Origin of the sequence: Pararobbsia alpina, from assembly GCF_965118125.1 — a bacterium.
GTDB classification, from domain to species: Bacteria; Pseudomonadota; Gammaproteobacteria; order Burkholderiales; family Burkholderiaceae; genus Pararobbsia; species Pararobbsia alpina_A.
This window is the reverse complement of the sequence record NZ_OZ221287.1, coordinates 1,273,578-1,295,282: the sequence shown is the minus strand read 5'-3', so window position 1 is coordinate 1,295,282 and position 21,705 is coordinate 1,273,578. Positions and strand designations below refer to the sequence as shown.

The window sequence follows — 21,705 nt, the reverse complement described above, 5'->3', positions numbered from 1 at the left end:
CGCGCCGTTCGCGGCGCACGTCATGGCGCCGACGCGCACAACGCGCGCTGGCGACATTCCAATAACAAGAGGATTCCGCATGACTAAGCTCGCGCAGCGCGACTTTCTCGGCGTGGTCACGCACACGCCGCTGGTCTCGATCGATCTGATCGTGCGTGACATCAAGGGCCGCTATCTGCTCGGCCGACGCGTCAACAAACCCGCACAGGGTTCGTGGTTCGTACCCGGCGGACGCATTCAGAAGAACGAGAGCCTCGACGCCGCGTTCGCGCGCCTCGCTCAGGAAGAGCTCGGCATCACCACACTTGAACGCGCCGATGCCACCTTGCTTGGCGTGTACGAACACTTCTACGAAGACAATTTCAGCGGCGCCGAGGGCATCAGCACGCACTACGTCGTGCTCGGCTACCGCGTGCGGTCCGCGCTCCATCTGCCGCATCTGCCCGTCGAACAGCACTCGGACTATCGCTGGGCCACGACAGACGAAATTCTCGAGGACCACACGGTCCATCAAAACTCGCGCGCGTATTTCGAACATGAAGACGCGCACGTACAGCCTCACACGCACGCGCCGCAGATCGTGCTGTCGAATTGACGATGAACGCCTCCGATACGTGCGTCTCCAAAGGCGTGCGCTGATCTTGCGAAGATAGAAACAATAAAGGCCTCGTCGAACGACGAGGCCTTTTTCCTGGGTCTGCCGAATCAGGCGATCCGGCAACTTCCACCGTAAAACCTAGCGACTCCGCCAGACTCAAACCTTCACACCGTGACCGGCTCCTCGACCTCCTCGGAGCGGAATCGCGGCATGCACATGGCGGCCGCGATTTCCTTCTGGCGCTGCATGGCGCCACGCGCGATATGAATGCCGAAGGTCAGCATAAAGATCTTGTCGTAGTCGAGCGATGCGCCGTTCTGGCACATCAACAGCAACAGGAACAGCGCGCAAATCGGACTGCCTGTGGCAGCGAGCAGCAGGCCAACCACGACAAAGCCCGGCCATCCGTACGAGAAGATCAGGTTAAGCGCGCCGTTGTGGAACGGCACGTCTTCGAATCGCACGATCAGGCCGCGCTGTTCGAAGAACTCCTTCGCGAGCGACTGCGGAATCCCGAACGGATCGTGTGCGAGCACATACCCCAGCAACTCGAATGGCTGGGTGACGCGCAATCCTGTCGACACATCCCGGCCGGCCAGAATATTTTCGAGACGTCCCGGTTCGGCGGCGAACAACGGCAGCGCAAACAGCGAGAGCGCGACCATCGCCACGGAAATGATGAGCATCTTGTCGATGCGCCGATGGTGAAACGCGACGGTCACTGCGACATTGGCCAGCGCACCATAGAACGTCTGCGCGGCAGCACACGTCGCAATGGCGGCCAGGCTCGCCACCATCCGCCGACGCCCCTCGAGGGTGTACAGACAGATGAAATTGAGCAGCAGGCTCACTCCGCCGAGATACGACGGCTCGGAATAAAACGCCGTCGGACGAATGCTGAAGTCATAGCCGTGCTCGTGAGCGTGTTCAACCCACGCGCCGGCGAGCATGCCGTCGTCCTTGTTGACGTAGAGCCCCTTGGGCATATACAGCGAAATGCCCTTGCGACCCGCCACGTTCTGGACGGCTGCGAACAGGAACAGGCCGCAGAGCATCAGCAACGCCCAGTTCCCGTTGACGCGCGTCACATCATGCCGCGGCGAACCGGCAATCAGCCAGAACATCAACACCAGGTCCACGCCGAGCCGGAGCTCGCGCGACAGGATGGGCACTTCGGGCAGGAACAGCGCGGCCCACAGCAGGCTCATGCTGACCGCGATCACACACACGGCTGTCGCAAGCGGCAGAATGCGCACGCGCGTGTAGTAAATGATCGCCAGACACAGCAACATTTCGACGGACGCGAACAGATTGGCGCCGTACTGGATCAACGGCAGCAACAGGATCGCGCCGTGGGCAAAGGGATTGGCTCGAATATCGTCGAGCGCGCGGCGCACGAGCGTCATACTGAAATCCTCGGTGCGTTTCTGGAAAGACAGGCAGCGCCATAGACGCGACCTGCCGCGTCAGCCGAGCATACCCCGGTACCACAGCCGGCCCGCGCCGCTTGTCGGAATTCGACGCCATCTTGGCGGATGGATCACCGAAACCCCGCTGCGACACCACCTTCCAATTCCTTTACATTTCGCCCCGAAGGGCTGTCGTGACCTCTGCGGGGCCAGAACCGCGCTTTTCGACGTTTTGAAATCAAACGATCGTTTCTATACTCACGCGCGCAATCGCATGAGCGGTGTGCCGTCGAATCGCAATTGCATCGCAGTCGAGTTGCTGACGAATTGCAGCCGAATCGCGGTCGAAATGCAGTCGAGTTGTTGTCGAATGAATGGCTGAAAAGAATTCCATGATCCTCACCGACCTGTATCCGTCGGATATCGAACCTGGACAACCACTGCGGCATTCGGTGTTTGACCAGGACAAGAATCTGTTGCTCTCGCGCGGCAATATCGTCAGCGCAGCGCTCCACGAGAAGCTGCTGAGGCTCGGCGCTTACAAGCTCACGCTCGGACCCGCCGACGAGCACGCTTCCGCCGCGTTTCCCGTCGCGGTGGCTCAGCCGATTCACGATGGCGCCCCGGCCGATCCTGGCCAGCCCATTTCGTGGCCTCGGGCGGACACGACGATCGTGACGGAACCGGCCGCCCGAGAGCGCGAAACCCCTTCGTCGCTTGGGTATGCCGCTGCCGCGGCCCCGGGCGAGCCCCTGACGCCTGCTGCATGGCGCACGTGTACCGCCGTCGCCCCCTTGCCGGGCAAACCCGTGCGCTCGTCGACCACGCCTGCCGAACTGTTCGAGCGCTGGATCGATTTCATGCACATCACGGACCGCGCGAGCGGCCAACCCGTGAGCTGCCGGCTCTCGCTGCTTGGCGTGATCGACGATACGGCCCTGATGGTGACCAGCGCGACGCTCGAGCGCGACTGGCTGTCGATGCAGCCGGGGCGTCAGTTCAACGCCACCGTATTCGACGGACGCCGCATCTTTACGTTTGCCACGAGCATCGTCAGCCGATTCCAGCAGCCGTTCCGGTATCTGCACCTGTCGTTCCCCGGCGAACTCTCCGAGCGCCCCCCTCGCCGGACGCTGCGCGCGCCTGTCGAGCTGGAGGCCGTGCTCATGCATGACGGCGAGCGCACCCGTGAGGCGACGAGCGCCACCATCGTCAACCTGAGCACGACCAGCGCAGGTGTACGCACGACGTACCTTCGCCTTCCTATAGGCGCGCAGGTGTTGCTCGTGTTCACATTGCATGCTGGCGAAGGCGACGCGATGCCCGTGCGTGTTCCGGCCACCGTGCGCCGCCAAAGCATCGATGCGAGTACCGCCCTCGCGACGTACGGGCTCGAATTCATCGATGTCCCACCGCTCGTTCGCACGCACCTTGAAACGTACGTCGCGCTGGCATCGAAGCCGCTGTGACACCCGCCCGGCAACACGCCGGGCGTCCGGTTCGAGCGGCGCCCTTCCCGGCGCTTCTTCCCGCCGCGCCCCGCCGCTTGTTCAGCCGTTCGTGCAGGCACTCATTCGGTGACTCGTTCAGCCGCCCGCTCAGAGACACACCGCACAGAGGGGCAGCCCCGCTCGGCTTAACCTTATGCAAGCAGTGCGATAAGCGTCTCACCCCGACCGCCCGGACAACGGCCAGCGGCACGCCGCCCGCGAGCGGCAGGGTCGTGCAGCCCGATCGCACTCCCGTTGGCGGAAACACGCTGCCCGAGGTGAATCGATGGCCGATCGACGCAGGCTCGTCGCCTACGTATTCGCGTTCTTTGCCTGCCTGTTCGTGCTAATCGCGAGCGGGCGGCTCGGCAGCGCCGATGCGGGCAGCGAGCTGACGGCGGCCAACGATCTCGTACTCCGCGGCACGCTGGGCGCCGACCCGTCACCCGACTTGCCAAGCTGGCCTCGGGCACCGAACGGCAAGGTCTACGATGGACACGACATCGGCGCCGTCATTCTGATGCTGCCAAGTGCATGGGCCGGGGCGCGCGCCTCGCACCTCACGCACTCGAGCCCTGTAGCAAGTGTGCCGGTGGTCACCAAAGTCGCGGCCGACCTCACCTATGCCGTCGTCTGCGCCATCGGCTGTGCGTTTCTGTTTGCATGCCTGGCCGAGTGGTATTCGCCGCGCGCGGCCTTTCTGCTCTCCGTGGTGTTCGCACTGGGCACGTTCTTCGTGGCCTATGCGCGTGTCGCGTGGGATGTCGCACCGGCCGCCTGCGCGGTATGTGCCGTGCTCTATGGATGGTCACGCATCCTTCGGGGCGATCCCTCGATCTGCACGTTCGCGCTGACGGGCCTCGCGCTCGCGACCGCTTGCGCGTTTCACTTCGCCCTCCTCCCGCCGCTGACCTTGCTCGTCGCGAGTCTTGTCACACTCGGAGCGTCACGCTGGCGTGCTGGCGTCGCGCTGATTGCCGTGTGCCTGCTCGGGCTTGTTCCGACCTTCGCGTACAACTTCGTGCGCACCGGCTCGCCCTTGCACGGCGCCGTCCCGCTCGATTACTACGTCGACGGATTCAACCCGTATGACGGTTCCTTGTTCAACGGCTCATTGGGGCTGCTGTTTAGCGGCAATCACGGGCTGTTTATGTACGCCCCGGTCGCCTTGCTGTGCCTTGGACTGCCCGTCGTCTGGCGAGGACTGAGCAGTGCGCAGCGCACGCTCATCGCGTTCACGCTCGCCAGTGCGACGGTGTATTTCATGTCGCTGGCGAGAGAGGTGAACTGGAGTGTGTTCGGATGGGGACCGCGCGAATTGCTGCCCGTGTTGCCCTTCGTGTTCTTCGCAGCGGCGGCGGTGCTCATGCAGATCGGGCGTCGATACGCAGGCGTCGCGATCGCGATCGGCATCGTCGTGGTCACGATGAATATTGCCCCTGCGCTCACGAACTGGAACATCGTCGAAGACGACTACCCGCCGGCTGCCAATCCCGATGCCGGCGTTCCCTACGCACTCTCGGGAACATGGATCGGCTTGATGGAGGGTCTGCACGGCCAACCGCTGCACTTCGCAGCGAGCGATCCGAAGTCCGTCGCCGACGATCCGTCGCGGCGCTTCCCCGACATCTGGACCGCACGCTTGTCCGAAACCTCGCACAAGGGACGCCTTGCTGCGATCGCCATCGTTATCGTCCTCCTCGCAGGCTTGCTCGGCTCGCTGCTGCGCATCGTCGCGCTGAGTCGCGCGGCGGTGCCTCAGCGTTCATCCGATGCCCGGTCGTCGCCTTCAAGCGATCCGGCGTCTCCCCCGGCACCGGCTCCCGATACCCAGGGCGCGGCAATCGAACTCTGAGTCCGGTTGGCGTCTCCAGCACGTTGCCGGTGCCCCGCTCGTCCGGCGCGCGCGCTCGCCGCATTTCCCTTGGGAAACAGTCATCGTCGAGCGCCCTTCAGCCGCCGCCCCGCTCAGGCTCTCAGCCCCTCACCCCTGCGTCGCCCGCCCCGAAAGCGGATTGTTGTATAGACAGGCACCATCAACGAGGTGCCCCAATTCGGCCTCCGGCCTCGCTCCAGCGGGAAATCCCCAATATCAAGACAAGTTGTCTATACAAGATGATACGAAGTACGGCGCAGGCATCGAAGGACGATTTGACTCAATCCGTCGTCCGCGACGACCCGCGCCTGACGCAGCGGCCCTGCCGCCCTGACTCAGCCTGACGCCGTTCCGATTCGGCGCGCAGCATCCGGAGAATCTGCAATGGGAAGTTCGCCTGACCGCGCCGCTGGCGCGTCGTTGATCGAAACACGGTCAATCGACTACATCCCCGATTCCGAGCGGCATGGCAGTCTGTGGAGCCAGTTCACGCTCTGGCTCGCCGCGAATCTGCAGATCACCGCCATCGTGACCGGCGCGCTTGCCGTCGTGCTCGGCGGCGACGTGTTCTGGTCGCTCGTCGCGCTTGCGCTGGGCCAGATCGTCGGCGGCACCGTGATGGCGCTGCATGGGGCACAGGGTCCTCAGCTGGGCCTGCCGCAGATGATTTCCAGCCGCGTGCAGTTCGGCGTCTTCGGCGCGGTCATCCCGATCGCACTCGTCTGCATCATGTATGTAGGCTTCTCGGCGAGCGGATCCGTGCTGGCCGGTCAGGCTGTCGCGCAGCTGCTGCACGTCGACGACGCAATCGGTATCGCGCTGTTCGGCCTTGTCATCATTGCGCTGACCATCTTCGGCTACCGCACGATTCACGCGGTCGGCCGCATCGCGAGCGTGGTCGGCATCTTCGCGTTTATCTACATGTTCGTGCAGCTGTTTGCGCGACACGATATCGGCGCGCTGCTCGACAACCGTCATTTCTCGCTCGCGAGCTTCCTGCTGTCGATGTCGCTCTCCGCTTCGTGGCAAATCGCTTTCGGGCCGTACGTCGCCGACTACTCGCGCTACTTGCCGCGCACGACTTCATCGGTCGCAACGTTCCTGGCCGTCGGGCTCGGTTCGGTGATCGGCGCACAGGCATCGATGGTGTTCGGCGTCTTTGCCGCCGCACTCGCCGGCGGTCAGTTCGCGCATCACGAAGTCGCCTATATCGTGGGGCTCGGCGCAACCGGCACGGTGGCCGCCCTGCTGTTTTTCAGCATTGCGTTCGGCAAAGTCACAGTGACCACGCTCAACGCATACGGCAGCTTTATGTCGATGGTCACGATCGTGAGCGGCTTCCGCGGCACACGCGTCGTCTCCACGCGCAGCCGCCTGATCTATATCGTCGCGATGGTCGGCTTGTCGACCGTGATCGGGCTGCTCGGGCGCCACTCGTTTCTCAAGGAGTTCTCGGCGTTCATCCTGTTCCTGCTCGCGTTCTTCACGCCGTGGAGCGCGATCAATCTGGTCGACTACTACTGCTTCACGCGCTCGCGCTACGATGTGCCGGCACTGTCCGATCCGAATGGCCGCTACGGTCGCTGGAACATGACCGCGATCCTGATCTACGTGATCGGCGTGGCGATCCAGATGCCGTTTATCTCGACGAGCTTCTACACGGGGCCGCTCGTCGCGTCGCTCGGCGATACGGATATCTCGTGGATCATCGGGCTCGTCGTACCCGCCGTGCTCTACTACGTGTTCGCGAAAGGATCGTTCGCACGGATTCCCGATCGACTGATCCTGCCGAAGGACCGCTCGCAAGTTCAGGGCTAAAGCAGCAAACCGGGCGTATCACCAAGCCCGATCGTTCTCTCCCTACATCCTCTCCTAATGCGCGCAGTGCGTACGATCCGCTACGCCGCGCGCAGGTTCCGCTCTTCACGCCGCGGAATCCGCAATAACCTTCCCCGTTGTTTACGCTTCGCCTACTCGCTTCTTTAATGGAGTGTGCCGAGGCCCTCTCGGCGGGAGGTAACTATGGCCACTCTCACCGGCGTAGCGATCGAGCCGATCGTCGACACACTCAAGTCCAAACTACGAGGCACACTGATTCAACCTGGCGACGCTGCGTACGACACCGCGCGTCAGATCTGGAATGCGACGATCGACCGGCGCCCCGCGTTGATCGTCCGATGCGCGGGCGTCGCGGATGTCGTCGAGACCGTGCGCGCGGCGAACGATAGCGGTTTGCCGCTATCGATTCGCGCAGGCGGTCACAACATCGCCGGTAGCGCGCTATGCGACAACGGGATCGTGCTCGACCTGTCGATGATGAAATCGGTGCGCATCGACCCCGTGTTGCAAAACGCGTATGTCGAACCCGGCGCGACACTCGCCGACTTCGATCACGAAGCCCAGCACTTCGGCCTGGCGACACCGCTGGGGATCAATTCGACGACCGGCGTCGCAGGATTGACGCTCGGCGGCGGATTCGGATGGATCAGCCGCAAGTTCGGCACGACCATCGATAATTTGCTCGCCGTCGAGATGGTGACCGCCGATGCCAAACGTGTCCGCGCCAGCGCGAACGAGAATCCGGATCTGTTCTGGGCGGTGCGCGGCGGAGGAGGCAATTTCGGCGTCGTGACGCTGTTCGAATTCCGGCTGCATGCTGTCGGGCCGGAGGTCTATGGCGGACTTGTCGTTTACCCCTTTGAACAAGGCGCCGACGTGTTGCGCCGTTACCGGGCGGTCGTCGACGCAGCGCCCGATGATCTGAGTGCGTGGGGCGTGCTTCGCCCCGCCCCTCCGTTGCCCTTCGTGCCCGAACATACGCATGGCAAACCCGTGATCGTGATCGCGAGCTGCTACGTTGGCGCCCTCGCGAACGGGCAAGCCGCGGTCGAGCCGCTGAGGCATCTCGGCACACCTTTGGGCGAGCATCTGGGACCGATGCCCTTTGTCGCGTGGCAGAAGGCGTTCGACCCGCTGCTTGCACCCGGTGCACGCAACTACTGGAAGTCACACAACTTCACGGAACTCACGGACCCGCTGATCGATACGATCCTGCCGTTCGCCGCCAGGCCGCCATCACCGAACTGCGAAGTCTTTATCGGCAGTCTTGGCGCACAGATCAACCGCATTCCGGTCGAGGCAACGGCGTATTCGAGTCGCGATGCGCGCTATATCGTCAACATTCATGGCCGTTGGACGGACCCTGCTGACGATGCGAAATGCATCGCGTGGTCACGTGATCTGTTCTCGGCGATGACACCTTTCGCGACAGGCGGCGTCTACGTGAACTTCATGACCGAGGAAGAAGACGCGCGCGTGAGCGCCGCTTACGGGCCGAACTACGCGCGCCTCGTGAAGGTAAAGACGGAATATGATCCGCGCAATCTGTTCCGTAGCAACCAGAACATCAAACCTGCGGCGTAAGGCGCGGATCGCATAAGGAGAGCGCTGCGGCGTCGTTACGGTGCCGTCGTTCGGGTGCCGTCGTGAGGTGCCGTCGATACGACACCTCGGCCAACACGAAGGGCGCGCCTGCTTTGCTCCAACGGCGCGCCCGGCCCGGGCTCAGCCGCCCGTAAACACCAGCTTCGCGTTCGTGAGCTCGCGTGCACCCAGTGCACCGAGCTCGCGGCCGAAGCCGGACCCCTTGACGCCACCGAACGGCGCACGCGGATCGGAACGCACGAAGTCGTTGATAAACACCGCACCCGCGTGAATGGACGAAGCGACCCGGTTCGCACGCGTCGCATCCTGACTCCAGACCGCGGCGCCCAGGCCAAACTCGGTCGCATTCGCAAGGCGGATCGCTTCGTCTTCGTCCTTGAACGTGAAGAACAAGGCGACCGGGCCGAAGAACTCCTCCTGCACGATCGGCGCTTCAGGCGCGAGACCGGTGATGACCGTAGCGGGATAGAAGTTGCCGCCGCCTTCAGGCACTTCGCCGCCCGCAAGCAGCTTGCCGCCTTGTTCGATTGCCGTCTGCACCTGACGGTGCACGTTGTCGCGCAAATCCCGACGCGCGAGCGGCCCGAGCTGCGTCTCGGGCTTCAGAGGGTCACCCACGCGCAATGCGGCCGCCTTTTCCACAAAGGCCTTTTCGAAACGATCCGCAATCGATTCGGCGACCAGAATGCGCTTGGCCGCGATGCAACTCTGCGCATTGTTCGAATAGCGCGACGTGACCGCGCACTGCACCGCACGGTCGAAGTCCGCATCTTCGAACACGACAAACGGGTCGGAACCGCCGAGTTCGAGCACGGCCTTCTTGCCGTGCGATCCCGCCGCTTCCGCGACTGCACGGCCTGCGCCGACGCTGCCCGTCACTGTCACGCACGCCACGCGCGGATCCGCGACGATCGCCGCCACCGCGTCGCGCTCGACGGCCAGATTGAAATAGAGGCCTTCGGGGCCACCCGCATCGAGCACGAGCTGCTCGATGGCACGCGCGCATCCCTGAACCGTCTCGGCATGCTTGACGAGCACCGTATTGCCCGCGAGCGCGGTCGGAATAAAGAAACGGAGCACCTGCCAGAACGGCAAGTTCCACGGCATGATCGCAAACACGGGGCCGAGCGACTGATACGCGACACGCGCGTTGAGACCCTCGATCGGCGTCGGCGCAAGGTACTCCGGACCCTTCTCCGCAAAGTGTCGCGCACCCAGCGCCGCTTTTTTGACCTCGCCGATCGCTTCGCCAATGGGTTTGCCCATCTCGAGCGTGATCAATCGCCCGTACTCTTCCGCGCGTTGTTCGAGCAGTCCGGCGAGGCGCAGCAGGAACGCCGTGCGCTCCTCGATCGATGTTGCCGACCAGCGCTTCCATGTCGCCCACGACGTCGCGAGGCGTGCATCGATATCGCCGGCCTGATGCGCGGGATACGTCTCGAGGACTTCACCCGTCGCCGGATTGCGTGACTCAAAGCTCATGATGTCTCCTTATGTGTGTACCGTTTCCTCTTACACGTTGCTCAGCATACGGTGTTGAAACGTTCGATACACGTCGACAGCACCACATCGCCCGGACGTTTCCACCAGTCGCGCGACGAGAATATCTCGACTTCCTGCGGCCCGTCGTATCCCGCTGCTTCGACCACGGACCGGATCCGGCGCAGATCGATGACGCCGTCGCCCATCATGCCGCGATCGAGCAGCAGATCACGCGTGGGCACGAGCCAGTCGCAAATGTGATGCGCAAAGATGCGGCCCGCCGCACCAGCCCGCGCAATCTGCTGCTCGAGCTTCGGATCCCACCAGACGTGATACACGTCAATCGCGACGCCCACGCCATCACCGAGCAGCTCGCAGATATCGAGGGCCTGCTCGAGCGTGTTCACACAGGCGCGATCAGCCGCATACATCGGATGCAAAGGCTCGATGGCAAGGCGCACACCGTTGGCTCTCGCATAGGGCAGTAACCGGCCAATGCCCTCGGCCACCATGTCGCGCGCCGCGCGAATATCCGTCGAACCTTGCGGCAGGCCACCGACGACCAGCACGAGGCAATCCGCATGCAGTGCCGCGGCTTCGTCGACGGCGCGCCGATTGTCTTCAACAGCGGCCGCGCGACGCTCCGCATCGGCGGCCGGAAACATGCCGCCGCGGCAGAGGCCCGTCACCCGCACCGCGTTCGACTCGACAATACGCGCCGCCTCGCTGAGGCCGATATGCATGACCTGATCACGCCACGGCGCGATCGCGTTGATGCCATGCGCAAGACAGCGGTCGACCGCCTGCGCGAAATCCCATTGCTCACGCACGGTCGCCAGATTGATCGACAGCCCTTCAGCGCGTGCCGTCGATGCGCTCGATGCCCGGTTCGGCACCGGGTTCGTCTTGTCGTGCTTCGTGACGCTCATTGAACGATCCCCCCGAGCGTGAGCAACGAGCGCATGCGGGCCGTCGCCAGTTCGGGATCGCGCAGCACACGCGCGTCGTCGGCGAGCCGGAACAGTTCGGCGAAATGCAACAGCGAGCGCGCGCTTTGCTGGCCGCCGACCATCTGGAAGTGATCCTGAAGACCATTGAGCCAGGCGAGGAACACCACGCCTGTCTTATAGAACCGCGTTGGCGCCTTGAAGATATGCCGCGACAATGGAACCGTCGGCGCGAGAATCCGGTGAAACGCTTCGGTATCGCCTTTGGCGAGTTCCGCGAGTGAGGCTGCCGCAGCCGGCGCGATCGCATCGAAAATGCCGAGCAAGGCATGCGAGTAACTGTGCGCGTCGCCTGCGATCAGTTCGGCGTAGTTGAAGTCGTCGCCCGTGTACATCCGCACACCGGCCGGCAGGCGGCGGCGCATCGCGATTTCCTTTTCGCTCGAGAGCAGCGAGATCTTGATGCCGTCGATTTTCGAGGCGTTGGCTTCAATGATCGACAGGCATACGTCCATCGCCGCCGTGTGATCGGCCGCTCCCCAGTAGCCCTCGAGCGCGGGGTCGAACATCTCGCCGAGCCAGTGCAGAATCACGGGCTCGCGCACCTGCGACAGGATCCGCGAATAGACTGTTGCGTAGTCGTCCGGGCTCTTTGCGATGCTGGCGAGCGCGCGGCTCGCCATCAGGATGATGCGGCCGCCGAACTGCTCGATCGTTTCGACCTGGTGCTCGTACGCGCGGATCACGTCGTCGAGCGTGACAGGTTCTCGCAGGTCCAGATGATCGGTGCCCGCACCGCTTGCGATCATCGCCCCCGGACGTCTGCGCGCGGCGCCGACTGAGTGCCGGATCAATTCGCGTGCGTGGGTCCATTGCAATCCCATGCCACGCTGCGCGGTATCCATGGCTTCGGCCACGCCGAGGCCGAGATCCCACAAGTACTCGCGAAACGCGAGCGTGCGCTCCCAATCGATCGCGACGTCGATCGCAGGGTCGATATCCGCCAGCGGGTCGGTGACGACGTGCGCAGCCGCGAATGCCACGCGATTGAAAACGGGTTGGCCCGTATCGGGTTGGCCCATATCGGGTCGACCCGTATTGGGTTGGCCCATATTGGATTGCCCCGTCGCCGGCTGGCTCGTATTCGAATGCCCCATCGCGGTCCGATCCGTGCCGCGCTGAACGGTTTCGCGATTTCCCGCATTCGCGCCACGTACATCCAGCGGCTGGTGACGCACCGTATAGCCCGCAATGCTGCCGTCGTCGTAAGGCAATTTCAAATGGAGCGGCGAGGCGACATGATTCATGCGGCGCTCCGCACGGGTTGCTCGACGTCGAGGCGCGGGACATCGATCCAGCGTCGCTCAGCCCAGCTGCGCAGACCCAGCTCGGCGAGCTGCACACCCTTCGCGCCCTGCATGAGGTCGAAGTGCCACGGCGTGCCGGCGACCACGTGACGGATAAAGTCTTCCCACTGCACCTTGAAGCCGTTGTCGTAGACCTGGTTGTCGGGCACGGGCTCCCACTGCGAAGCGAAATCCATCGTCTGCGGCTGGTCGGGATTCCACACGGGGCGCGGCGTATTGACGCGATGCTGCGTAAAGCAGCGCGTCAGGCCCGCGACGGCTGAACCATGCGTGCCGTCGACATGGAACGTCACGAGATCGTCACGCTTGACGCGCGTGACCCATGACGAATTGACCTGGGCGATCACCCCTCCTTCAAGCTCGAAGGTCGCATACGCGGCGTCGTCGGCGTCCGCCTCATAGGCGTGACCGCGTTCATCGACGCGCCGCGGAATATGCGTGGCACCGAGGCAGCTTACGGACTTGACCTCGCCGAACAGGTTGTCGAGCACATAGCGCCAGTGGCACAGCATGTCGAGGATGATGCCGCCGCCATCCTTCTTGCGATAGTTCCAGCTCGGACGCTGCGCGGTTTGCCAGTCGCCTTCGAACACCCAGTAACCGAACTCGATGCGCACCGACAGGATGCGCCCGAAGAATCCGGCATTGCGCAGCATCTCGATCTTGCGCAGGCCCGGGAGCGCGAGCTTGTCCTGCACGACGCCATTACACACGCCACGTTCGCGAGCAAGCCGTGCGACCGCGAACGCATCGTCCAGCGTCTCGGCAATCGGCTTTTCGCAGTAGACGTGTTTGCCCGCTTCGATCGCGCGGGTCAGCAGTTCGGCTCGCATCTGCGTCGAGCCGGCATCGAAGAACACCGTGTCGTCACGATTGGCCAGCGCGGCCTGCAGATCCGTCGTCGTGCGTTCGATGCCGAGTTCACGCGCGATGCGCTCGATCTTCTCGGCGTCGCGCCCCACGAGAATCGGGTCGGGCATCACGCGCGAGCCGTCCGGCAACAGAACTCCGCCCTGTTTGCGAATCGCGCAGATCGAGCGCACAAGGTGCTGGTTGTACCCCATGCGGCCCGTGATGCCGTGCATGACCAGGCCAAGTCTTTGCGTTGCCATCGTGCTGTGTCTCCGATATCGGTTGTCGAACAGATCTGCGTCGTCGACTTGTGTTGTGGCGCAGCGAACGCTGCGACCGAGCTTGATGTAACCAACTGGTTACTATGAAAGCACACGCGCCAGAGAGCGTCAAGACGCGGAATTCAGCAGAAGCTCACAGCAAGAGCGACAACGGTGGCGAGCGAAGACGGCGATGCCCGCCGGGTGGAGGCTTGCACTTTGGTTGGTGCTTTGATTGGTGCTTTGGTTGGCACGATCGTTGGCCGGCGACCGGGGCACGGTCACCGGCGCTTCGACGGCGTAGCCCCACGACAACAACCAAGTCGGGACGCGCGCCGCTGCGGCACTACGGTCGCAGATACGACAGGATCACATCGACGATATGCTCGCCCCAGCGGTCGAGCTCGTCTTTCGCACCGAGATCGCGGCGGAACGTGGTCGTCAGCGTGTAGCGATTGGAGAGATAGAAGAAACCCAGCCCCGCAATGCTCAGATAGACATCGAGCGCGTCCTGTCCCGGGCGGAACTTCCCGTCCGCTTCGCCGCGACGCAGCAGTTCCGAGAGCGTCGAAATCAACGGCGAATTGAGGTCGAAGATGCGTGCAGAGCGCTTGAGAAACTTGGCCTTGAGCAGGTTTTCCGTGCCGAGCAGGCTCAGGAACTCGGGGTGTTCCTGGTAGTAGCGCCACGTAAAGAGCACCAGCTCGCGCACGCCCGCCACCGGATCGAGGTCGGCCAGATGCAAGCGCGTTTCGGCCGTACGAATCGAGATATACGCGCCTTCGAGCACAGCGAGATACAACGCATCCTTGTCGCCGAAGTAGTGATAGAGCATGCGCTTGTTGATATTCGCGCGCTTGGCGATCGCATCGATGCGCGCGCCGCCATAGCCATGCTCCTTGAACTCCTTGACCGCCGCCGCAAGGATGGCCGCACTCGTGCGTTCCGGGTCGCGCGTCGTCGCCGTGCGCGCCTTGCGCGCGGCTGGTGCGGGTGCCGTATCGAGAACATCGGACGCCTGCCCGGTTTCGTCTGCCGGCGCCTGGGCCAGCGCTACCGCCGCCGAGGCGCGCGTCGTGCGCGAACGTGTTGCCATGGTTCTCCCGGACCAAAGAAATGTCGAATTCTAATCGTGCTGATCCCGCCACAGAACCAGCATAGTGCGTCGCGCGTCATTCACCCACATCCCGATGATCGGGAAATACGCGTGCTTGACGTTCGAAAATTCGCACGTATAGTATGTAACCAAACGGTTATAAAAACCAGAAACGACGCAACGGGCCCGAGCCTGCATCCTGCGTCACGGAGACAGCCTGATGGCACGTTTGGATCGCAGCATGAATGCTCAAGTCCCTGCCTCGCGGCCGTTGCTCGATATGCGGAGCATCGGCAAGGCGTTCGGGCCCGTTGTCGTTCTCGACGACGTGAGCCTGAGCTGCGCGGCCGGCGAAGTGCATGCGATCTGCGGCGAGAACGGCGCAGGCAAATCGACGCTGATGAAAATCCTCGGGGGCGTCTATACGCCCGATCAGGGCGAGATCGTCCTCGACGGCATCGCGCAATCGTTCGCCCATCCGATCGACGCACGCGAAGCTGGCATCGGCATCATTCATCAGGAACTGAGCCTGCTGCCTCACCGTACCGTCGCCGAAAACATCTTCGTCGGCCGCGAACCTAGTCACGCAGGACGGATCGACCGCGCCGCGTTGCGCCGGCAGACGCTCGATGTGCTCGCGCGTGTCGGCTCTTCGATCGATCCGGATACTGAATGCGGGCGTCTGTCGATCGCCGAGCAACAGGTCGTCGAAATCGCAAAAGCGTTGTCGCTCGACGCACGCATCCTCGTGCTCGACGAACCGACGGCACCGCTCGACAACGTCGAATCGGCCAAGCTGTTCCGCCTGATCGACGAGCTGCGTGAACATGGTGTGGCGCTGCTGTATATCTCGCACCGCATGGCCGAAGTCTTCGATGTCGCCGACCGGATCACCGTGCTCAAGGACGGCAAACGCATGGGCGTGATGCCCGTGGCTGAAGCGAGTGTCGATCAGGTCGTGCGCATGATGGTGGGCCGGGATGTACGTGATTTCTATCCGCCACGTGCCTCCACACCGCCGGGTCCCCCGGTCATCACCTTGCGCGGCGCTGGCAACGACACACTCTTCGATATCGATCTCGAGATCCATGCCGGCGAAATCGTCGGCATCGCGGGGCTCGAGAGTTCCGGCAAGATCGCGCTGGCTCGCGCCCTGTTCGGCGAGACGCCCTTCACACGCGGCGAAATCCATTTCATCGACGGCGGGGGTGCACCACGCCATGCACGTGAAGCGACACGTCGCGGCATCGGTTACCTGCCGGACGATCGCAAGCGCGACGGACTCGGGCTTCGCCAGTCGTTGCGCGACAACGCGGCGCTTGCCGTGCGCTCGATGGCCCGCGCACTGTCGAGCCCGACGCGACGTTCAGCGAGTCACGACGCCATCGATGCGCTGCTCAAACGCGTCGACGTTCGAGCGGCGCATTTCGGGCTCCCCGTCGAAGCACTGTCGGGCGGCAATCAGCAGAAGGTCGTCATCGCCCGATGGCTCGCGCGCGAACCGAAACTCTGGATCGTCTGCGAGCCGACGCGCGGTATCGACGTGGTCGCCAAAGCCACGGTCTACCGGATCCTGCGCGACTACGCGGATGCGGGCGGCGCGGTGCTCATGGTCTCGTCCGACGTGACCGAGGTCATCGGCCTGAGCGACCGTATCGGCGTGATGGCTGCCGGACGTCTTGTCGCCATGCTGCCCGCGGGTGCGAGCGAAGAAGCGGTCATCGCCCACGCCGTGCAAAGCCATCAGAGCCTGGGCGAACCGGAGGCGATGCAATGACCCACCCATCGTCCGTGGTCCTCACACCCGATCAAAACCCGCGCGCGGCACGCCCTGCTCGCCGTCGTTCGCCGCTGCGCGACGCGTGGTTGCCGATCACCCTCGTCGGCCTGTCGGCAGCGGTGTATGCCGCCGCAGCGATCTACACCGGACAGTTCGCCCAGTTGTCGTTCGGCGGCATCATGGGCCTGCTCCAGCGTATGGTCGCACTGGGCCTCGTTGCGATCGGCCAGAACTTCGTGATCATCGCAGGCTCGATCGACCTCTCGGTCGCGAATCTGATCAGCGTCTGCGCGGTCATGGCGTCATACCTGATGCAGGGAGATGCGCACGCAATCGTCTATGGCGTGGTGCTGACCCTCGTCATCGCCGCGCTGGTCGGCGCGGTCAACGGCCTCCTCGTCACACGGCTTTCCGTGAGCCCGCTGATTGCGACGCTCGGCGTCGGCATGGTCTTGCAGGGCGTGCTCTCGGTCGCCTTCACGACTTTGCGCGGGGCCGTGCCCAAATCGTTCCAGACGATCGCCTACGGCAGTGTCGTGCAGATCCCTTATGCCGTGCTGCTGCTCGCCGCAGCGCTCGGCATCGCAGGTTACGTGCTCACGCGAACCGTGTCGGGTGCACGCCTCTACACAGTAGGCGGCAACGCGCACAGTGCACGGCTCGCGGGCATCCGTACTGCCCGCGTGATGATCGGCGCGCATGTCATTGGCAGCCTGATGGCCGGCATCGGCGGTCTCTACCTCGCGAGCTGGCTCGGAGCCGGCACACCGTGGGTCGGACGGGACGGTGGCTACGGCCTCGACTCGATCGCCGTCATCGTCATCGGCGGCACCTTGCTCGCAGGCGGTCGTGGCGGTGTCGCCGGCACCATCGCCGGCGTGTTCGTGTTCGCGACGCTCGACGCCGTCTTCAACATGCTGCAGATCGATCCGTTCCTGAGCCAGGTGCTGCGCGGCGCGATCGTCATTCTGGCCGTCGGCGCCTACACGTTCCGCCACAAAGGACACGTCGCATGATCTCACTCGCCCGCTCGACACCCGGCGAGCCTCCACGCCCCGCGCTGTTGCGCCGCGTGAGCCCCTGCGCACTCGTGCTCATCGCGCTGCTGATCGCGATCTGCTCGATCAGCCCGCTTTACCGGACACCCGCAGGCCTCATGGCTTTTCTGCAGCGTGCCACCCCGCTTGTCGTGCTGACGTGCGGCCAGGCGTTCGTCCTGATCGTCGGCGGCTTCGACCTGTCGGTCGGCTCGCTGATCACGCTCGTCGTCATCGGCAGCGCGATGATCGCCAACGGTGATCCCGCATTGACGTGGCAGGCAATCGCGGTCGCTTACGCCCTCGGCCTGGTCGTCGGCCTGATCAACGGAGGCGTCGTCGCGTATCTCAAGGTGCCGTCCATCATCGCCACGCTCGGCACGCTGCTGTCGGTCAAAGGCGCGGCGATGATGTGGTCAGGCGGTGCCCCCTCGGGCTATCTGCCGCAGAACTACCGCTATTTCGGACGCGGCGTTATTCGCAATCTGCCCGGCATCGAGACCCTGCCGATTGCAGTGATCGTTCTCGTCATCTGCATTGCGCTGTGTGCGTGGCTGCTGCATCGGACCAATTTCGGCCGGCTCGTCGTCATGATCGGCGACAACCCGAATGCCGCCGAACTCGCCGGTGCGCCGGTGCGCCCCGTGCGCATCGCGGCCTTTGTGATTTCCGCGCTGTCCGCCGTCACCGCGGGCATCGTGCTCGGCGGATTTTCGGGCGTCTCGGTCGACGTGGGCACGGGCTACGACTTGCAGGCGATTGCAGCGGCCGTTGTGGGCGGCGTCGTGCTGCTCGGCGGCAGCGGTTCGATCGCGGGTGCCGCGATCGGCGCGTTGACGCTCTATGCACTCTTTACGCTGTTGAATCTCGTTGGATTTCCCGAGCCGCTGCGAGTCGCCGTGCAGGGGCTGATTCTGATCGGAGCCGCCGCCCTGAGCGCGCGGCGCCATATGCGGCGAACCTGAACCGATCCTGATCTGTACGTCCGACGGTTGCGTTTATTGACGCCAGCCGGTGGATACGCTCGCCCGGCGCACGACGCCAGCGAACAGGATCGACAACGACATGCATCGTGTCGCGTAACCCTTTCACGCGCGATCGACGCAGACAACGAAGTCAAACCGGAGGAGACAATGAAGTTCCCGACATGGTTCAAACTGGTCGTGCAAGGCGCCGTCGCAGCCGCCTTCGTCATCACGCATTCGCTTGCCGCGCAGGCTGCGGAATTTGACGATCAAAAGGAATACGACGCCGAAGCCAAGATGATGACCGAAACACCCAAAGGCCCGGCGGATCAGCCCTGGATCCAGCATATCGGCGACGGCATGGTCGATACGGCGAAATACAAGAAGGCCGGCCCGTATCACGTGTGCTTCTCCAACGCGAGCACGAACAACCCGTGGCGCGTGGTCGGATGGAACACGATGCAGGCCGAGCGCGATCTTCACAAGAGCGACATCGCGAGCTTCGACTACGCCGACGCCCAGGGCAAGGACGACAAGCAGATCTCTGATATCCGCTCGTTCGTCAACAGCGGCAAGTGCGACGTGCTGATCGTGTCACCCAACACGACCGCCGCGCTGACACCGGTTGTCGAGGAAGCCTGCAAGAAGCTGCCTGTCGTGACGTTCGACCGCTTTGTCGATACGAACTGCCCGGTGACTGCCGTGCGTACGATCGGCGGTTACGCATGGGGCATGGTCGGCGCGAAGTATGTTGCGGCGAATATCCCCAAGGGTGGCAAGGTGCTCGTCCTGCGCACCGCACCGGGCATCGACGTGTTCGAGACGCGATGGTCAGCCGCCAAACGCGTCTTCGAACAAGCAGGCATCCAGCCAATCGGCGTCGAATTTACGGGGGCTGACCGCGCAAAGAGCAAGGCGGTGGTGGCCGACTACCTGAGCCGCGTCGGCAAGATCGACGCCGTATGGGTCGACTTCGGTGCCATGTCCGTTGCCGTCGCCGAAGCGTTCGAAGACGCAGGCCAGCCCTATCCGGTCATCACGGGTGAAGACCAGGAAGACTATCTGCAGGCGTGGAAGAAGGAAGGCTTCAAGGGCATCGCACCGACGTATCCGGCCTACCAATGGCGCACGGCCTTGATCGCCGCACTGTCGATCGTCAAGGGCGAGTCGGTGCCGGGCCCGGTCTGGACGCTGCCGCAGCCCGTCATCACCGACAAGAATCTCGCGCAATACGTCAACGACAAAATGCCGCCGTTGCACTACGCTACGTGTGGCTGCGACAAGATGCCCGGCTATCCCCAACGATGGGGCGGCAAGTAAAGTAAGCAGGAGACGCGATGATCGACTATCTGATTCTCGGGGGCGGCACAGCAGGTTGTGCGCTTGCCGCCCGGCTCTCTGAAGACGCGGACAAGCAGGTCGTGCTCGTCGAAGCCGGGCGCGATCTGCGCGCGGATGCGTTGCCCGACAATATCCGCACGCGGTATCCTGGGCTCGCCTATCTCGACGCGAACAACGTCTGGACCGACCTCAACGTGACCGTCAGCGGCGCGCCGACGCAAGCGCCGAACCGTACCCAGCGTCGTTACGAACAGGGACGTGTGCTCGGCGGCGGCTCCGCGATCAACGCGATGGTCGCCAACCGGGGGGCACCCGGAGACTACGACGAATGGGCTGAGATGGGCGCGCAGGGCTGGAGCGGCGATATCGCGCTCCAGTATTTCCGCAAGCTCGAGCGCGACTGCGACTTCGACAACGCGTATCACGGCCGTACGGGTCCGATCACCGTACGGCGCCATCACCCTGAACGCACCTCGCCGTTCATTGCCGCGGTCTGCCGCTCCCTCGTCGAGCGCGGTTACCCCGCGCGTGAGGACCAGAACGGCGAATGGCAGGATGGCGTGTTTCCCGCGGTCATTGCGACGACGGACAACGGCGAACGCATTCCTGCCTCTATCGCGTATCTGACACCCGAGGTCAGGCAGCGCCCGAACCTGAAGATCCTGACGGACACCGAAGTCGACGTGCTGCGCTTCGAAGGCGCCCGCGTCACGGGTGCGACGATCGTTCCGGCAGGTTCAGGAGGCGCGACACCGCAGACGCTTCAGGCGCGGCAGACGATCGTCTGTTGCGGCGGGATCCATTCGAGCGCGTTGCTCATGCGTAGCGGTATCGGGCCGGCCGCCGATCTGGCAAAGCTGGGCATCCAGGTCAACGCCGACCTGCCGGGTGTCGGCGCCAATCTGATGGAACATCCGTTGATCGCCGTGTCCACGTACCTTCCGCCGGAGTCGCGGATCAAGGACCTCAGCGAGCACCACGATCAGGCACTGTTGCGCTATTCATCGAACATCGGCAACGCACCGCCGGGTGACATGCACGTCGCGATGATCGGCCGCACCGCGTGGCATGCGGTCGGACAACGGATGGGCACGCTATTGATCTGGGTCAACAAGTCGTATTCGCGCGGCAGCGTCAAGCTGCGCTCGGCTGACTATCGCGTCGAGCCCGAGGTGGATTTCAAGCTGCTGTCCGATCCGCGCGATTTCGACCGGCTCAAGGACGGCTTCCGTCGCGCCGCCGATATCCTTCGGCATCCATCGCTCGACGGCGTGCGGGGCCCGGTCTTTCCGACGAGCTATTCGGAACGCGTGCGCAAGGTGTCCGCGCCCGGCACGTTCAACACGATCCAGATGAATACGTTTGGCGCCATGCTCGATCACGCGGGCTCGAAGGTCGACGCGTTGATCCATACCGTCATCACGCTCGGGTTGCGTATCGAGGATCTGCTCGCCGACGATGCCAAGCTCAGCGAGTTCGTCGGCAACGGCGTTGCCGGCGTGTGGCATGCGTCGGGCACCTGCCGCATGGGCGCAGCCGACGACCCGATGGCCGTGACCGACGGTGCGGGTCGCGTGCGCGGCGTGCCGGGATTGCGGGTCTGCGATTCGTCGATCATGCCGACGATTCCGCGCGCCAACACCAATATGCCGACGCTGATGCTGACCGAGCGGATCGCCGATCTGATCAAGGAAGAAGCGCGGGCTGGCGTAACGGAATCGGGCAGCGCAGTACCCGCGCATTAAGAAGGTCGGGGCGTGC

At 63.7% G+C, this 21,705-nt stretch carries 16 protein-coding genes; 10 read left to right on the top strand and 6 right to left on the bottom strand.

Translation table 11 applies throughout. The features are described from left to right. Positions 1-79 precede the first annotated feature (79 nt). On the top strand, positions 80-595 hold the full coding sequence (locus ACMFWR_RS05560) for a GDP-mannose mannosyl hydrolase (RefSeq protein WP_413194012.1): 516 nt from the start codon (positions 80-82) through the stop codon (positions 593-595). A gap of 167 nt (positions 596-762) precedes the next feature. Here ACMFWR_RS05560 and ACMFWR_RS05555 read toward each other — a convergent pair whose 3' ends face one another. Beyond that, positions 763-2,004: a hypothetical protein gene (locus ACMFWR_RS05555; RefSeq protein ID WP_413194011.1), complete on the bottom strand. Its 1,242-nt coding sequence runs from the start codon at positions 2,002-2,004 to the stop codon at positions 763-765. Positions 2,005-2,399: 395 nt separating this feature from the next. Between ACMFWR_RS05555 and ACMFWR_RS05550 the strand changes: the two genes are divergently transcribed. The 4 genes from ACMFWR_RS05550 to ACMFWR_RS05535 all read left to right on the top strand — a co-directional run bounded on the left by ACMFWR_RS05550 (position 2,400) and on the right by ACMFWR_RS05535 (position 8,796). Beyond that, positions 2,400-3,476, top strand: a complete 1,077-nt coding sequence (locus ACMFWR_RS05550; protein ID WP_413194010.1) for a flagellar brake protein — start codon at positions 2,400-2,402, stop codon at positions 3,474-3,476. Between the two features lie 307 nt (positions 3,477-3,783). Then, entirely contained in the window at positions 3,784-5,352 is a 1,569-nt protein-coding gene (locus ACMFWR_RS05545) for a hypothetical protein (protein ID WP_413194009.1), read from the top strand. Between the two features lie 405 nt (positions 5,353-5,757). Beyond that, positions 5,758-7,191, top strand: coding sequence for a purine-cytosine permease family protein (locus ACMFWR_RS05540; protein ID WP_413194008.1), 1,434 nt, complete (start codon positions 5,758-5,760; stop codon positions 7,189-7,191). Positions 7,192-7,395: 204 nt separating this feature from the next. Next, a complete protein-coding gene (locus ACMFWR_RS05535; protein WP_413194007.1) occupies positions 7,396-8,796 on the top strand; it encodes an FAD-binding oxidoreductase in 1,401 nt (466 codons plus the stop codon). Positions 8,797-8,937: 141 nt separating this feature from the next. Here ACMFWR_RS05535 and ACMFWR_RS05530 read toward each other — a convergent pair whose 3' ends face one another. The 5 genes from ACMFWR_RS05530 to ACMFWR_RS05510 all read right to left on the bottom strand — a co-directional run bounded on the left by ACMFWR_RS05530 (position 8,938) and on the right by ACMFWR_RS05510 (position 14,821). Beyond that, positions 8,938-10,299 (bottom strand): NAD-dependent succinate-semialdehyde dehydrogenase, encoded by a 1,362-nt coding sequence (locus tag ACMFWR_RS05530; protein ID WP_413194006.1) that lies wholly within the window; start codon positions 10,297-10,299, stop codon positions 8,938-8,940. A gap of 41 nt (positions 10,300-10,340) precedes the next feature. Further along, positions 10,341-11,228 (bottom strand): sugar phosphate isomerase/epimerase family protein, encoded by an 888-nt coding sequence (locus ACMFWR_RS05525; RefSeq protein ID WP_413194005.1) that lies wholly within the window; start codon positions 11,226-11,228, stop codon positions 10,341-10,343. Beyond that, the gene (locus ACMFWR_RS05520) at positions 11,225-12,358 is read right to left on the bottom strand and encodes a dihydrodipicolinate synthase family protein (RefSeq protein WP_413194792.1); all 1,134 of its coding nucleotides are present in this window, start codon (positions 12,356-12,358) and stop codon (positions 11,225-11,227) included. Before ACMFWR_RS05520 ends, ACMFWR_RS05525 begins: the two co-directional genes overlap by 4 nt. Positions 12,359-12,549: 191 nt before the next feature. After that, complete coding sequence (locus tag ACMFWR_RS05515) at positions 12,550-13,725, bottom strand: Gfo/Idh/MocA family protein (protein ID WP_413194004.1); 1,176 nt, start codon at positions 13,723-13,725, stop codon at positions 12,550-12,552. Positions 13,726-14,071: 346 nt separating this feature from the next. After that, the gene (locus ACMFWR_RS05510) at positions 14,072-14,821 is read right to left on the bottom strand and encodes a TetR/AcrR family transcriptional regulator (RefSeq protein ID WP_413194003.1); all 750 of its coding nucleotides are present in this window, start codon (positions 14,819-14,821) and stop codon (positions 14,072-14,074) included. Between the two features lie 241 nt (positions 14,822-15,062). Between ACMFWR_RS05510 and ACMFWR_RS05505 the strand changes: the two genes are divergently transcribed. The 5 genes from ACMFWR_RS05505 to ACMFWR_RS05485 all read left to right on the top strand — a co-directional run bounded on the left by ACMFWR_RS05505 (position 15,063) and on the right by ACMFWR_RS05485 (position 21,689). Next, a complete protein-coding gene (locus tag ACMFWR_RS05505) occupies positions 15,063-16,598 on the top strand; it encodes a sugar ABC transporter ATP-binding protein (protein ID WP_413194002.1) in 1,536 nt (511 codons plus the stop codon). Then, positions 16,595-17,617: an ABC transporter permease gene (locus ACMFWR_RS05500; protein ID WP_413194001.1), complete on the top strand. Its 1,023-nt coding sequence runs from the start codon at positions 16,595-16,597 to the stop codon at positions 17,615-17,617. The genes ACMFWR_RS05505 and ACMFWR_RS05500 overlap by 4 nt, the downstream gene beginning before the upstream one ends. Next, positions 17,614-18,603 carry an ABC transporter permease gene (locus tag ACMFWR_RS05495; RefSeq protein WP_413194000.1) on the top strand — a complete coding sequence of 330 codons (990 nt, stop codon included), beginning with the start codon at positions 17,614-17,616 and terminating at the stop codon, positions 18,601-18,603. Before ACMFWR_RS05500 ends, ACMFWR_RS05495 begins: the two co-directional genes overlap by 4 nt. Before the next feature lie 168 nt (positions 18,604-18,771). Beyond that, complete coding sequence (locus ACMFWR_RS05490; RefSeq protein ID WP_413193999.1) at positions 18,772-19,923, top strand: ABC transporter substrate-binding protein; 1,152 nt, start codon at positions 18,772-18,774, stop codon at positions 19,921-19,923. A gap of 17 nt (positions 19,924-19,940) precedes the next feature. Beyond that, positions 19,941-21,689: a GMC family oxidoreductase gene (locus ACMFWR_RS05485; RefSeq protein WP_413193998.1), complete on the top strand. Its 1,749-nt coding sequence runs from the start codon at positions 19,941-19,943 to the stop codon at positions 21,687-21,689. Positions 21,690-21,705: the final 16 nt, after the last annotated feature.